Here is a 14,376-nt window from a genome sequence, read left to right as displayed (position 1 = left end):
TAAATATGGACGTAGATAACATAAAAGATGTTTTAGAAAAAATAAATGAGTGTAAAAGAGAAATAGGTAAAGGAATAGTTGGCCAAAAAGATATAATAGATGGAGTTTTAATGGGGATATTTGCAGGTGGAAATATCCTTTTAGAAGGAGTACCTGGACTTGGAAAAACCCAGTTAGTTAAGACTTTATCTAAAGTTTTAAATCTTTCTTTCTCAAGAATACAGTTTACTCCTGATTTGATGCCAGCAGATGTTGTTGGAACAAATATCATAGTTAATGAAGAAGGAGTAAATAAATTCAAATTTGAAAAAGGACCTGTTTTTACAAATCTTTTATTAGCAGACGAAATAAATAGAGCAACTCCTAAAACTCAGTCTGCGCTATTAGAAGCTATGCAGGAGAGGACAGTAACTGTTGGTAATAATACCTATAAGCTTTCAGAGCCATTTATGGTTTTAGCAACTCAAAATCCTATAGAAATGGAGGGTACTTATCCTCTACCTGAAGCACAGTTAGATAGATTTTTATTTAAACTACAAGTGAAGTTTCCAAACCTTGATGAGCTTATGCAGATAATGGATATAACAGTAACAAACAAAAAAGTGGAGTTAACTGAGATAATATCCGGTGAAGATATATTAAATATAAGAAGTTTAGTTAAGGATTTACCTATGGCAGAAGGGGTTAAGGAGTATGCCCTAAAGCTTGTACTTGCCACTCATCCAGAGTTAGAGGATTCTCCAGAAATAACTAAAAAGTATGTGGCTATAGGTTCAAGTCCAAGAGGAGCTCAAGGGATATTTAATGCATCTAGAGTTAGGGCTTTGATGGAAGGAAGATATAATGTAAGTTTTGATGATATTAAAAACGTAGCTTATCCAATTTTAAGACATAGGATACTCCTTAACTTTGAAGGAGTTTCAGAAGGTATAACTCCAGATTATATAATAGATAAAATTATAGAAGAAATTAAGGTCATATAGTTATGCAGGAGAAAATTTTTGACAAAGATTTTTTTAATCAGCTTAAAAATCTAAAAATTATCATGAAAACTCCTATTAATTCTGCTTATGCAGGTGGAAGAAGGTCAAAAGAAAAAGGAGTTAGTGTAGAGTTTTCTGATTTTAGAGAGTATAGCCCAGGTGATGACTTTAGAAGAGTGGATTGGAATGCTTATGGAAGGTTTAATAAGTTATATCTTAAGATATTTATGGAGGAAAGAGAAGCCTTATTTAATATTTTTATAGATACAAGTAAATCTATGCACTTTGGTGCTCATAATAAAGGGATTTTTTCTTTAAGATTAGCAGGAGCTATAAGTCATATTGTATTAAATGGAAATGATAGAGTTAAATTATTCCCTTTTAATAGTGAAGAAAATAAAGAAGGTATAACTATTTCAGGAAGAGCAGGTATAAACAGAATACTTAAATACTTAGAAGCTATAGAATTTAATGGGACTACTAATTTAGGTAGAAATATTAAAACTTTGCCTATCAAGGGAAAAGGCATTAGCGTAATTTTATCTGATTTTTATAATTTAGAGGAATTAAAAGAAACTTTGATTTTTTTAAAACATAAGGGTCAGGAAATAATATTAGTTCAAGTATTGAGTCAAGAGGAGCTTGAACCAACCTTAAGAGGTGATTTAAAGCTAAATGATATAGAAGAAGATAATAAAATGGATATAAGTCTCTATGGAAAAGCAATGGAAATATATAAAGATAAACTTGATGAGTTTATTAAAGATATAAAAACCTTGAGTAGAAAATATGGAGCTACTTATATTTTGGCTAATACTAAAGATAATTTAGAAAAAATAATATTCAAAGAATTTACCTCTAGAGGAATAATTAATAGAAAATAAGGAGGAGAATATGAGCTTTGTAAGACTATGGCCATTGTTATTTTCTCTAAGTATAGCAGGCGTTATATTATTATACATGCTAAAACAGAAGAGAAAAAATGAAGATGTTCCCTCCTTAGTTCTTTGGAGGGAAGTATTTAGAGATGTAAAAGCAAAAACCCCTTGGGAAAAACTAAGGAAAAATATTCTTATGTTTCTGCAAATTTTAATATTAATCTTTTTAATATTTTCTTTTTTAGAACCACTAACTCTTTTTGGAGGCAGAGAATTTAGGAATTTAATTTTAGTATTTGATACTACTGGCAGTATGAAAGGGAAAATAGGAGAGCTAACAAAGTTTGAACGAGGAAGAGAAGAGATAAAAAAGCTTATTAATTCAACTAAAGAAGGAGCAAATATCACTATAATAACTTCAGGAAAAGAAAGTAAAGTTGAACTTTCAAATGGAAGAGATAAAAATGAAATTATAAAGAAGATAGATGATCTTAAAGTTACAGATAGCTCGGGTAATATAGAAGATTCATTATCTTTAGTAAGAAGTCTAAGTAATTCAGGAGAAGGTAGTGAGGCTATCTTCGTAACTGATAAAGAATTTTCTTTAGAGGATATTAAAGGCAGTATATATAATTTAGCCAAGAAAGGGAAAAATGCAGCGATTGATTTAGTAAGCTATAAGTTAGAAAAAGATAATATTTCTGTTGTTGCTAGGATTAGTAATAGGGGAGCAGAAAGTTATGAGGGAGACTTCTCACTTTATGGAGATAATAAAATTCTTGAAGTAAAGTCTTTAAACTTATCTTCAGGAGAAAGCATCAATATTTCCTTTAAGGTTACGGATAGAAATATATCTATATTTAAGGGAGAACTATCAGAAAAAGATGACCTTATGGAAGACAATATATATTATTCATTGGTTAGAACTGAGAAAAGTCAAAAGATATTATTGCTTTCAGAAAAGAATATTTTCATGGAGAAAGCATTAGCTACTGTCCAAGGAATAGAGGTATTTAAAGTTAATTCTTTAGATAATTATAATGAAAAAGATGAATATGATATTTATATATTTGATGGAATTGTTCCTGATTCACTACCTGCAAAAGGAAATTTAATATTTATAAATACCCCTACAAATGATTTGTTTACAGTAGGAGAAGATATTGAAGGTGGAGAAGGTAATGTAACAGAAAGTAACACTATAACAGAGAATATAAAAAATATTAAATTTGGGGTTAGAAGTTTTAAGGATATACAAAAAGTAAGTTATTTAAAAAGCTTTCTAAACATAGGTGAAAAAGAAGCAGCCTTTTATGGTGAAAAGGATGGAAGAAAATTAATAGTACTTCCATTTAAGTTAAATGACAGTGATATAGTATTAAAACCTCAGTTTCCTATTATGGTTCACAATATGATTAATTACTTAAGTCTTAGTGGGATATTAGAAAAAGGAGATTATATAGCAGGAGAAGAAGTGGAGCTTACTCCTAATATTAACGGAGAAAATATAAGAATATATACTCCTGACAACGAGGAAAAAGTAATGGCACTAAGATTTCCTATGAAAAATTATGATGGCACATTAAATACTGGGATATATACAGTTAAACAAAAGGTTTTGGAAGAAGAAAAAGAAGAAATTTTAGCTGTAAACTTCCCTTCTCAACTAGAGTCTGATATGAAGGAAGAGGGCGTAACAGCTGAAGGTAAAGAAGAATTTAAAATTAAAGGTGGAAGAAATCTGACACCTATACTTATTATTCTATCCATTATAATTCTCATGGTAGAATGGTATATCTACGGGAAAAGGAGCTGAGGTAATTAATTATGAGTATAGAGTTTTTAGCACCGTTATATCTTTTATTAATACCTTTGTGTCTGATTTTCGTTATATATTTTAGTAAAAACATAGGAGAGACAAAGGATAGAAAACTTTTAATTGTTATAACAAGATGTTTAGTTGTACTATTTTTAATATTATCTTTAGTTAATATTAGAATAAGTAAGATTACAAAGGACACCGCCACAGTTTTTCTTTTAGATTTATCTTATTCTAATGATGAATTTAAAGATAGTGGAGAAACTTTTATAAAAGATGCACTTAAAGAAATGGGAACAAGAGATTATTCTGGAGTAGTTGTTTTTGGTGAAGATGCTAAGGTTGAAAAATTTATTTCGAACAGTAAAGGGATAAATTCAATAGAGTCAAAACCAAAGGCTGTTGCAACTAATATTCAAAATGCAATAAATACCTCACTTTCCCTTTTCCCAGCAGATAAGGGAAAAAGAATTGTTCTTATAACTGATGGAGAAGAGAATCTAGGAGAGATAGAGAAGACTGTTCCATCAATAATAGAACAAAACATAGATATGAAAATATTTAAGGTTGAAAAGGCTGTGAAAAATGAGGTTTATGTAGATGCTTTAAAACTTCCTGAGAAAATAACTATGGGTGATGAATTTTCTATAGGAGTTAACATATACTCGAATATTCAAACTAAATCTAAGGTGTTTTTATATGCTGGAAGAAATCTTAAAGGAGAAACAGAAGTAAATCTTCAAAAAGGTAACAATAGCTTTGTATTTAAAGATGTGCAAACTACAGGTGGTTTTAAAAATTATAGAGTAGTAATACAACCAGAAGAAGATACAGAGCTTAAAAACAATGAGTATATAGGGTTTACTAACGTTGTATCAAAAGAAAAAGTATTTATAGCTGAAGGAACTAAAGGAGAAGCTGATAATTTAGTTAATATGTTATCGTCTTTAGGTTATAGTTATGATAGAGGGTTAGCCAGTGAAGCTCCAAGTGACTTAAAAGAGATGTTAGAGTATAAAGGTATAATATCTGTTAACTCACATGTGGACGACATTCCTAAAGGATTTAAAAATTCCCTAGAAACATATGTTAAGGAGTATGGGGGGGCTTTTATAACCACAGGTGGAGAGAACTCCTATGCATTAGGAGGTTACATGGACACTCCACTAGAGAATGTTCTTCCTGTATACATGGATATGAGAGGGAAAAAGGAAATCCCTAAGATGAGTATAACACTTGTCATAGATCACTCTGGTAGTATGAGTGGGGGAAATGGTCAAGTTTCTAAGCTTACTCTTGCAAAAGAAGCAGCTCAAAAGGCTGTTGACACTATTAGAGAAGGGGATGAAATAAACGTTATAGCCTTTGATGATAAATATGAGTGGGTGGTTAAAGGTGGTAGTGGATCTAATAAAGAAGAAGTTAAAGAAAAGATAAGTGGAATTCAAATACAAGGTGGAACAAGTATATATCCGGCATTAAAGGAAGCTTATGAATATGAAAAAACAGCTGATGCGAAAATAAAACATATTATATTATTAACAGATGGGCAAGACGGATTTAGAGAGTATACAGATATATTAAGTGGTCTTGAAGAAAATAAGATAACTTTGTCAACTGTATCTGTTGGTGAAGATGCAGATAGAAGTCTGCTTCAAAGATTAGCTGAGGTAGGTAAAGGAAGAAGCTACCATACTGATATTTATACAGATATACCTAGAATATTTGCCAAGGAAATATTTATGGCAGCAAGGGTATATGTTAATAATAGAGAATTTACTCCAAAACTTGTAAGCTCTCATGAGGTTGTAGATGGAGTATTTAATGATAATACAGCTCCAAATCTTCTTGGATATATAGGAACATCCCAGAAGGAGCAAGCAACGGTAATTCTTAATTCTGATGAGGATGATCCAATTTTAGCCCTATGGCAGTATGGACTTGGAAGAACTGTAGCATGGACTCCAGACGTTTCAGGCAAATGGGATGGAAATTATACTAGTTGGGAAGGATACAAAAAGCTCTGGAATAATATTCTTAACTGGAGCCTTGAAGATTATTCCTCTGAAGGTGGAAACTTAAATATAGCTGTAAGTGGAAATGAAGCTAAAATTGAGTATAAAACTAAAGAGCTTCCTGATAGTAGCAAGGTAACAGGAATATATACAAAAGAAGATGGCACTCAAGGAGAGTTTGAACTTGAAATTAAGGCTCCAGGAGTATATGAAAAGACTGCTAACTTAGATGAAACTGGATTCTATTCAATAAGTGTTAGAGAAGAGCTTGATGGAAAAATAAATGCAACTAAAAATGGAGTTATAGCACTTCAATATCCAATAGAATATAAACTTGTTGAAGATAGTAGTGTATTAGAGAGATATGTTGATGAAACATCGGGAACCTTCATAAAACTTCCTAAAGAAGTATTTACAGGAGAAGTTAAAAAGGTAATGGGAGGAGTAAATTTATCACTGCCATTATCAATATTAGCGATGTTGTTATTATTATTTGAAATAGCTTATAGAAGACTAGATTTTAATATAAATATTAATTTCTTAAAAAAGTTTATAAATAAAAAATCAACAAAAAACACACCTTTGGTAAAGAAGGAAGTTAAGATAAAAGAAGAGGTTTCTAAGGAATTGCCCCCAGAACCAAAAAAGAAAGCAATTCCTAAAAAGGAAAAAAGTAAAGAGAAGGATAAAAAGGATGTTCTTGATACCTCCTCATTATTAAAGAAAAAACAAGATAGAAACAATAATAAATTTTAAAAATAACAGCAGATAGGATTACAAGACCTATCTGCTGTTATTTTAAGATAATTTAAAAGTATTAACTCTATTAATCATTTCTTGAGTTATTTCAGTTAGTTTTTGTGAGGATAAAGCAACTTCATAAGAAGACTTATTCATTTCACTAATTGAAGCTGATATTTCTTCAGCTGAGGCAGAGTTTTCTTCAGATATTGATGAAGCTGAGTCTACATTTGTAATTATTGAGTTTCTTTCTGTATCTATAATAGAAGCTTGATTAGCTACGCTTTTAATTTCAGGTAGCATATTTGAAAAAGAATCAATTATAGACTTAAAAGAATCAGTTGATTTTTTTACTATAGTTAATTGTTCCTTTAAAGTTGAATTAACATTGTTTGTTGTATTAATTACTAAATCCGCTTCATTAGAGACTGAACCAACTAAGTCATTAATATCTTTAGAAGAAGTTTTAGTTTGTTCAGCAAGTTTTCGAATTTCATCAGCTACCACTGCAAATCCTCTTCCTGCCTCACCTGCTCTTGCAGATTCTATCATGGCATTTAGTGATAAAAGATTAGTTTGATCTGCTATATCTTGGATAATGTCCGTAATTTTGTTTATTTGACTAATATCATTACCTAAAGTAAGAATTTTTTTGGATACCTCATTAAATTCAAAAGTAATTTTATGTATGGAATTTAGTAAAATACTTAGGTCTTCATTACTGAGTGAAATCTCTTTGTTTATTACAGAGGCCTTTTCATCTACGTTATGAATAGAAGTTAAAATAGAATTCATATTGTTTGAAAAATTATTTAAAAGTTCTGAGGTATTCATAAGCTCCTGAGATTGATTAGTTGCACCATCTGCAACCCCTTCTATTGCTGATGATACCTGTTCTGCTGAAGAGTTCATCTCTTCAGAGATAGCTGATAGAGAACTGCTTTGGTCAAAAACCTCACTTGAGATAGCTTTTATTTTATTTAACATTTGAGATATAGCTTCTATTGATTTGTGAAGCTCTCTACTAACTAACCCAAATTCATTATTAGAGTGTGTATCAAATTGAACTGTAAAATCTCCACTAGATAAAATCTTTACTTTTTCATATATATTTCTAGACATATGTTGTACTAGTTTTCTAAAAACTACTGTTGTTAAATATCCAATGATTACAATTATTACAAGTAAAATTAAATAAGCGTTTGAAGTTCTTTTATATGTACTTTCTCCGTTTTTATTAAGTTCGTCAGCTGAATTAATTTCATAATTTTTAAGATTTTTAATATTTTCAAGTATGTTATCTTCGGCTGATGTAATTTGAGTAATTTCATCTTGATTTAATTCTTTAGAGTTTTTTAATTTACTAACTGAATTATTTATTGATAAAAAATAAATATCTATTGATTGAGTTAAGCCTACATATAATTTATTTTCTGTTTCATCTATTTTAATATTTTTTGAGAAAGTATCCATATTTTTAGTTATATTTGATTGAAGAGTAGAGAGTTCTGATTCTTTAACAATAGTATAATTACTTAAGATTTCTTTTGACGCTATCTTAGCTTTTAAAATGGAACTTTCAATATTTTGTATGGAGGTAATAGGAATTAGGTTGTTGTTATATATTTCATTTTGATATTTATTAATTTTTTGAATATTAGTGTATCCTATAAATCCTATAATAAGTATAAAAATTACAGCAATTGTTGAGATACTTCTTAATATGGTTTTTATGCTAAGGATTTCTAAAGAGTTGTAAAATTTATTTTCTTTAGTTTTAATAAGATGGCTTGTACTGTTTTTAGATTTTTCAAATTTATCTTTTTTATTAGATATTTTATTCTTATTTCTCATTTTTTCTCCTTAATTTATATTGTAAATATTTCTATTTTTTTATATAAAGCAAAACTGGTAATAAATCCAAATTATATCAACAGTATAATTAAATAAATATCTTTATGTCAAGCTTCATTAGGATATTTAATCTAGTTTTAATAAAGTTATAAAGTTGAAGTAAAAAACAAATTGAATAAAATACATATTAGTGTAGAAACTACATTTTAGATACTTGATGGAGGTGAGATTATGGCTAAAAAGGATCAACAATCTTCATGGAATAGTAAGAGGTTTGAAACACCTAAAAAGAACACTGTAGAACCAGTTCCAGAAATTCAAAACAAAAGAAATAAACACTAAAATAAAAACTGGGAACTATTCTCAGTTTTTTTGTGTTATAATAGGAATTAATGAAAGGAAGAGTGAAATGTCAGGAATAAATTTAGAAAATATAATAATATTATTAGTTGCAATTATATTATTATATATAGCTGTAAAATTTATTAAAGGAATTATAAAATTTATTATATTAGTTATACTTATATTGACTCTAGGGGTTAGCGCGTACAATATACTAATTACTAAAAAATCTATAAGCTATGAAATCAATAGATATAAGGTGGACTATGGATATTTTAAAAATATAACTTCAATATCTAAAGAATCAATAAATCTTGTAAATGATATTAAAGAAGGTAAAAACGTTAAAGAAAATACAGATAGATTAGTAGAAATTAAAAGTGAGGTCGGAAAATTAGAACATAGCAGTGAAATAAATCTTATAAATGATAGATATTTAAATGCATTAGATACAGCAATAATAGTTGGAAAAGGTTATGAGACAGCCAATAATGTAAAAGAACAAACTAAAAAATTAGATGAGGTTACAAAATCTCTTGACTTAAGTTTGAAAGATATATTAAATTAATACTTGATTAAAAGCAGATATGAATGTATAATTAACGAAAAGTAATAGTTTTGAGATAGAGGCGCGATGTTTAATAGTATCATTATGGAGGTAAGCACTGAGAAGTAATGAGAAAGGAACCATCGCCGAAGTATGTAACCTACGCTTTAAGGGTTATATCGCTGGTCTTGCATAAAATATATGTAAGATTGTCACAATTTTTTGTGGAGAGCTATCCAATGGATTTTATTCTTATTTTGTATGAGTAAGAAGCCTTGGATTTTTTCCAGGGCTTTATTTATTTTAAATTTAATTTAATGCTTTAGGAGGGTAATATATTATGTCATTAAGAGGAGTATTTGTTCCATTAATCACGCCATTTAAAAACGATGAGGTGGATTTTAATTCTTATAAAAAAATGGTGGACAACTATTTAACAAAAGGAATTCATGGATTCATACCACTTGGAACTACTGGTGAAAGTCCAGTAATATCAGATAGAGAATATGAAGAGATAGTTGAAAAAACTATGGAATATGTAGATGGAAAAGTTCCTGTTTATATAGGATTAGGCGGTAATAATACTAAGAAGTTAATTGAAAAACTTAAAGTTGTTGAAAAATATAAAGTAGATGGGATATTATCAGTATCTCCATATTATTCAAGACCAGATCAAAGAGGGATATATGAGCATTTTAGAACTATATCTGAAGCAACTTATTTAGATATAATCTTATATAATATACCATATAGAACAGGAAGAAATATCGAAAATGAAACTATTCACAAGTTAGCAGAACTTAAAAATATAGTAGCTATTAAAGACTCGTGTGGTGATATGAAACAAAGTACAGATTTATTATTAGATCCTCCGAAAGATTTATCTATATTAACAGGAGAAGATGCTTCTTTCTTCTCAACTCTTGCATTAGGTGGAGATGGAGGAATATTAGCTTCTTCACATATGAGAACGGAAGAATTTGTTAAAGTATATAATGATATTAAAAACAATGATCATTTAGCTGCTTTAGAAACGTGGAAAGAATTATATAGTTTTGTTCCGCTTTTATTTAAGGAACCAAACCCAACACCTTTAAAATATTGCTTATATAAATTAGGTCTAATAGAGTCGTCAGAAGTGAGACTTCCACTACTTGAAATAACAGATGAACTTAAAAAAGAATTAGATAAAGTTTTTAAATTTTAATAAAAGCTACAAAACTAGTTGATGATTAGTTTTGTAGCTTTTTTGTTAAAAAAATACATACTTAATATATTATCTCTTAATTACCTGTAAAAAAGTATTATGAATAACTTTAAAAAGCTCACAATAATTGTAGGAGGTGAAGTAATGAAAAAATTAATTTCTTTAATTATGAGTGCTATGCTTTTAGGTTTGCCTTTATATGGATGTAATAAAGCTAATAATCCTAATGATGTTACAGAAGAGACAACACCAGAAACTATAGAAAATCCAACTAATGAAAATGCAACTGAAGTACCTGGAACACCAGATTCTAATCTACCTGCTCCTGGAGTGACAGGTGACGGAACAGCAGCACCAGGAACGGGAACAACTACTCCAGGAACTGGTACAGCAACACCAGGAACCGGTACAACACAACCATCAACAAATAATAATACGCAAACTCCAGCTGCTGGGGACACTAATAAGGATGTAAATCAAGCATCAGGAGATCTTGTAACAGACATATTAAACAGCACTAATGCAGAGAGACAAAAACAAGGGCTTCAACCATTAAAGTTAAATAGTGAGGTATCTAAGCTTGCAGCTATGAAATCCAAGGATATGCATGACAAAAATTATTTTTCACATACATCTCCAACCTATGGAGATCCAGGAAAAATGTTAACTGATAATGGTTTAAGATATTCTGCAATGGGAGAGAATATATATACGTCAACAGGAATGACTCCTACTGGTGCATATACAGTTAATCAATGGATGAACTCACCAGGACATAGAGCTAATATACTTTCTAATAATTATGATGAAATAGGTATAGGAGTCTACTATAATAATGGAAAGTATTACGCTACACAAATATTTTATAAAGCTTAATTATAAAGCTTAATTTTTGGAGGTTTTTTTATCTATGAAAGAAGGAACAATAAAATGGTTTAATTCAGAAAAAGGTTTTGGATTTATTGAAATTGAGGGTGGAAAAGATGTATTTGTACATTTTTCTGCAATTAAAGGAGATGGCTACAAAACTCTTCAAGAAGGTCAAAGAGTAAGTTTTGACGTGGTTGAAGGAAACAGAGGACCACAAGCTGAGAATGTATCTATAATGTAAAAATGCAACAAAAAAGCTGTTAGGTTACTAACAGCTTTTTTGTTGCATTTAATTATACACTGAACTACATAAAAGAGTATTAGCTTCTTCTTCAGTTAGACCTTTAGCTAAAGAAATTTCGCTAAGTAAAAGTTTTTTTGCACTGTTTAACATTTGTTTTTCACTGCTATTAAGTGCTTTCCCTTTTTCTAAAATCATTAAATCATGGATAACTTCTGAACTTTGAATAAGATCACCAGATTTAATTTTGGTCATATTAATAGTGTATCTTTCTTTGTATGTAAGAGATTCGTTTGTATATAAATCAACACTACGAAGATTTGAAAGTACAGTTTCTAAGGTGTTAGAATCAGTTACAAAGCGTATCCCTATAGCAGATATTTTCTCGGATGGTATCATAATTTGCATATTATTAAGTAAGTTTATTATATAATAGTTCTGTTTTTCTCCGAATAAGTCCTTTTCTTCTATAGCAGTTACAGTACCAGCACCTTGCATTGGATAAACAATATTATCACCAATCTTAAACAAATAATCACGCTCCAATTGTATAATTTATATATAGTATACCACATATCGATAAAAATAACAAATTTATAGAATAACATAGACTTTATAGAGGTGTCAATATAAAAATACAGAAAAATAGGGATAAGGTAATGAGTTTTAAGTTATGGTATAATAATTTTAATTTAGTTGGGGAGGAAAACATATGAGTACTATAATTGATACAAAATTTGATGATTTTAAATTAAGATTTGCAGAAGAAAAGGATACAGAAATAATATTAGGTTTTATTAAAGAACTAGCAGAGTATGAAAATTTATTAAATGAGGTTTTGGCTACAGAGGAGATATTAAAGAAATCTATTTTTGAGCGTAAAGTTGCTGAGGTTGTTATTGGAGAATATCAGGGTAAAGCAGTTGGATTCATATTGTTTTTCTATAACTTCTCTACGTTTATTGGAAAACCAGGAATATACTTAGAAGATTTATATATACAGCCACATATGAGGGGAAAGGGCTTTGGAAAAGTATTTTTAAGCTTTTTAGCAAAGTTAGCAGTAGAAAGAGATTGTGGTAGACTTGAATGGTCTTGTCTTGATTGGAATGAACCTTCTATTAAGTTTTATAAAAGCTTAGGAGCTATTCCGATGGATGAGTGGACAGTTTATAGATTGCATAAAGATTCTCTTAATTCTTTGGCAGAAAAGTTTTAGTAATTAAATGTCCGAACATTCGAATGTTCGGACATTTAGCATAATAAGGATTTTATTTAGTAATTTTAAGTTATTTTCTTATAATTCTCAAATATTAAGTTAAAACTAAATAAAATAAATATAGAACACTGGTACAGAGTTTTTGAGATAGAGTATTCTTGGGAAATATTATGATAATTATGCTATAATATATTAAAGTTTAAATATTAGCAAAGTGAAAAAATAACATATATTAAAAAAACTACTTTTTAAGTAGTTTTTTATTACATAGGAGATAGGATGATAAATAATCTGGTAAAAATAAAGTTTACTCCTGTTAGGATATTAGCAATTGGATTTGGATTAATAATATTAAGTGGAGCAATGCTACTTACCCTTCCAATAGCATCAGCTTTAGGAGAAAAGACTCCGTTTATAGATGCATTATTTATGTCAGCCTCTGCTGTATGTGTAACTGGATTAACTACACTTGATACAGGAGTATATTGGAGCTATTTTGGTAAGACGGTTATAATAGTACTTATTCAGATAGGCGGCTTAGGATTTATGTCTTTTGCTACCTTAATTGCCGTAATGTTAGGGAAAAAAATAACCTTAAGAGAGCGCTTGGTTATGCAGGAGGCTATGAGCTCTTTTGGACTTCAAGGATTAATTAAACTTGCACGATATATAATAATTTTTACATTTGTAATAGAAGGTATAGGAGCAACACTTTTAGCTACAAGATTTATACCTGAATTTGGTTTTAAAAAAGGTGTTTATTATAGTATATTTCATGCTATAGCAGCTTTTTGTAACTCAGGAATAGATTTATTGGGTGATTTTAAAAGTTTGATGCCTTATTATGATGATATTACAATAATATTGACTATAAGTGTTCTTATAATTGTTGGAGGACTTGGATTCCCTGTATGGCATGAGATATATGTTAATAAGAGATTAAAAAGAATGTCTTTACATAGTAAGGTAGCTTTACTTACTACTGTGACTCTTATTGTTTTGGGAACTATTCTTATATTTTTATTTGAATATAATAATTTAGGTACTATGGGAAGTATGAATATTAAAGACAAACTACTGTCATCATTTTTCTCATCTGTAAGCTTAAGAACTGCCGGATATAGTTCCATTTCTGTTAGAGATATGACTATGGCTGGGATATTTTTAACAACTATTTTGATGTTTATTGGAGGATCGCCGGGATCAACTGCTGGAGGAATAAAAACTACAACATTAGCAACTATATTATTTACTATAGTTAGCTTTATCAAAGGAAAAGATGATACTGAAATTTTAAAGAAAAGAGTAGCTAAAGATTCTGTTCATAAAGCTTTTATAGTTTCTATATTAGGTTTTATATTAGTAACTGTTGTAACCATGATACTTTCCTTGACAGAAAAAGGTGTTTCTTTTCAATATCTGCTTTATGAAGCTACTTCAGCATTTGGAACTACTGGATTAACTTTAGGATTAACTACAGAATTATCCTTTATAGGCAAGTGTATTATATTGATTACTATGTATTTAGGAAGACTTGGACCAATAATGGTGGTTTTATCAGTTGCTAGAAACACAAAAGCAAACCCTATAAAATATCCTGAGGATAAAATATTGATTGGATAACATGGTTTTCGCCTAATTGTAATGAATAGTAGATTTT

The 14,376-nt window shown here is 29.4% G+C and carries 12 protein-coding genes and 1 riboswitch; of the genes, 10 read left to right on the top strand and 2 right to left on the bottom strand.

Features of this window, described 5'->3' with window-relative positions; all coding sequences use genetic code 11:
* Positions 1–5: 5 nt before the first annotated feature.
* From L1S49_RS06445 to L1S49_RS06430, 4 genes are read left to right on the top strand one after another with little or no spacing between them, the layout of a single operon-like run.
* The gene (locus L1S49_RS06445) at positions 6–983 is read left to right on the top strand and encodes a MoxR family ATPase (protein ID WP_073020947.1); all 978 of its coding nucleotides are present in this window, start codon (positions 6–8) and stop codon (positions 981–983) included.
* 2 nt (positions 984–985) lie between these two features.
* Positions 986–1,867 carry a DUF58 domain-containing protein gene (locus L1S49_RS06440; RefSeq protein ID WP_238903185.1) on the top strand — a complete coding sequence of 294 codons (882 nt, stop codon included), beginning with the start codon at positions 986–988 and terminating at the stop codon, positions 1,865–1,867.
* Between the two features lie 10 nt (positions 1,868–1,877).
* Positions 1,878–3,677 carry a BatA and WFA domain-containing protein gene (locus tag L1S49_RS06435; protein WP_238903184.1) on the top strand — a complete coding sequence of 600 codons (1,800 nt, stop codon included), beginning with the start codon at positions 1,878–1,880 and terminating at the stop codon, positions 3,675–3,677.
* A gap of 11 nt (positions 3,678–3,688) precedes the next feature.
* A complete protein-coding gene (locus tag L1S49_RS06430; protein WP_238903183.1) occupies positions 3,689–6,451 on the top strand; it encodes a VWA domain-containing protein in 2,763 nt (920 codons plus the stop codon).
* A 42-nt stretch (positions 6,452–6,493) separates the two neighbouring features.
* Here the strand turns inward: L1S49_RS06430 and L1S49_RS06425 are convergent, their stop codons facing one another.
* Complete coding sequence (locus L1S49_RS06425) at positions 6,494–8,290, bottom strand: methyl-accepting chemotaxis protein (RefSeq protein WP_238903182.1); 1,797 nt, start codon at positions 8,288–8,290, stop codon at positions 6,494–6,496.
* Positions 8,291–8,699: 409 nt separating this feature from the next.
* On the opposite strand from L1S49_RS06425, the gene L1S49_RS06420 reads away from it, so the two are divergent.
* The 4 genes from L1S49_RS06420 to L1S49_RS06405 all read left to right on the top strand — a co-directional run bounded on the left by L1S49_RS06420 (position 8,700) and on the right by L1S49_RS06405 (position 11,497).
* A complete protein-coding gene (locus L1S49_RS06420; protein ID WP_238903180.1) occupies positions 8,700–9,200 on the top strand; it encodes a hypothetical protein in 501 nt (166 codons plus the stop codon).
* A gap of 48 nt (positions 9,201–9,248) precedes the next feature.
* Positions 9,249–9,422, top strand: a riboswitch (Lysine riboswitch).
* A 97-nt stretch (positions 9,423–9,519) separates the two neighbouring features.
* On the top strand, positions 9,520–10,386 hold the full coding sequence (gene dapA / locus L1S49_RS06415) for a 4-hydroxy-tetrahydrodipicolinate synthase (RefSeq protein ID WP_238903178.1): 867 nt from the start codon (positions 9,520–9,522) through the stop codon (positions 10,384–10,386).
* Positions 10,387–10,530: 144 nt separating this feature from the next.
* On the top strand, positions 10,531–11,262 hold the full coding sequence (locus L1S49_RS06410; protein WP_238903176.1) for a CAP domain-containing protein: 732 nt from the start codon (positions 10,531–10,533) through the stop codon (positions 11,260–11,262).
* Between the two features lie 34 nt (positions 11,263–11,296).
* Positions 11,297–11,497: a cold-shock protein gene (locus L1S49_RS06405; RefSeq protein WP_021802977.1), complete on the top strand. Its 201-nt coding sequence runs from the start codon at positions 11,297–11,299 to the stop codon at positions 11,495–11,497.
* 48 nt (positions 11,498–11,545) lie between these two features.
* Here L1S49_RS06405 and L1S49_RS06400 read toward each other — a convergent pair whose 3' ends face one another.
* Positions 11,546–12,028, bottom strand: coding sequence for a CarD family transcriptional regulator (locus tag L1S49_RS06400; protein WP_207650354.1), 483 nt, complete (start codon positions 12,026–12,028; stop codon positions 11,546–11,548).
* 181 nt (positions 12,029–12,209) lie between these two features.
* On the opposite strand from L1S49_RS06400, the gene L1S49_RS06395 reads away from it, so the two are divergent.
* Positions 12,210–12,716 (top strand): GNAT family N-acetyltransferase, encoded by a 507-nt coding sequence (locus L1S49_RS06395; protein WP_073020970.1) that lies wholly within the window; start codon positions 12,210–12,212, stop codon positions 12,714–12,716.
* Positions 12,717–12,995: 279 nt separating this feature from the next.
* Positions 12,996–14,339, top strand: coding sequence for a TrkH family potassium uptake protein (locus tag L1S49_RS06390; RefSeq protein WP_238903174.1), 1,344 nt, complete (start codon positions 12,996–12,998; stop codon positions 14,337–14,339).
* Positions 14,340–14,376: the final 37 nt, after the last annotated feature.

This window comes from Clostridium sp. YIM B02506, from assembly GCF_022324845.1.
Lineage (GTDB): Bacteria > Bacillota > Clostridia > Clostridiales > Clostridiaceae > Clostridium_T > Clostridium_T intestinale.
The sequence above is the reverse complement of the archived record's forward strand: the minus strand, read 5'-3'. Positions and strand labels throughout refer to the sequence as shown.

Excerpts from the sequence above, each read along its gene's own strand:
- L1S49_RS06445 (WP_073020947.1), top strand. The coding sequence starts at position 6 with ATGGACGTAGATAACATAAAAGATGTTTTAGAAAAAATAAATGAGTGT.
- L1S49_RS06440 (WP_238903185.1), top strand. The coding sequence starts at position 986 with ATGCAGGAGAAAATTTTTGACAAAGATTTTTTTAATCAGCTTAAAAAT.
- L1S49_RS06435 (WP_238903184.1), top strand. The coding sequence starts at position 1,878 with ATGAGCTTTGTAAGACTATGGCCATTGTTATTTTCTCTAAGTATAGCA.
- L1S49_RS06430 (WP_238903183.1), top strand. The coding sequence starts at position 3,689 with ATGAGTATAGAGTTTTTAGCACCGTTATATCTTTTATTAATACCTTTG.
- L1S49_RS06425 (WP_238903182.1), bottom strand. The coding sequence starts at position 8,290 with ATGAGAAATAAGAATAAAATATCTAATAAAAAAGATAAATTTGAAAAA.
- L1S49_RS06420 (WP_238903180.1), top strand. The coding sequence starts at position 8,700 with ATGTCAGGAATAAATTTAGAAAATATAATAATATTATTAGTTGCAATT.
- dapA (WP_238903178.1), top strand. The coding sequence starts at position 9,520 with ATGTCATTAAGAGGAGTATTTGTTCCATTAATCACGCCATTTAAAAAC.
- L1S49_RS06410 (WP_238903176.1), top strand. The coding sequence starts at position 10,531 with ATGAAAAAATTAATTTCTTTAATTATGAGTGCTATGCTTTTAGGTTTG.
- L1S49_RS06405 (WP_021802977.1), top strand. The coding sequence starts at position 11,297 with ATGAAAGAAGGAACAATAAAATGGTTTAATTCAGAAAAAGGTTTTGGA.
- L1S49_RS06395 (WP_073020970.1), top strand. The coding sequence starts at position 12,210 with ATGAGTACTATAATTGATACAAAATTTGATGATTTTAAATTAAGATTT.
- L1S49_RS06390 (WP_238903174.1), top strand. The coding sequence starts at position 12,996 with ATGATAAATAATCTGGTAAAAATAAAGTTTACTCCTGTTAGGATATTA.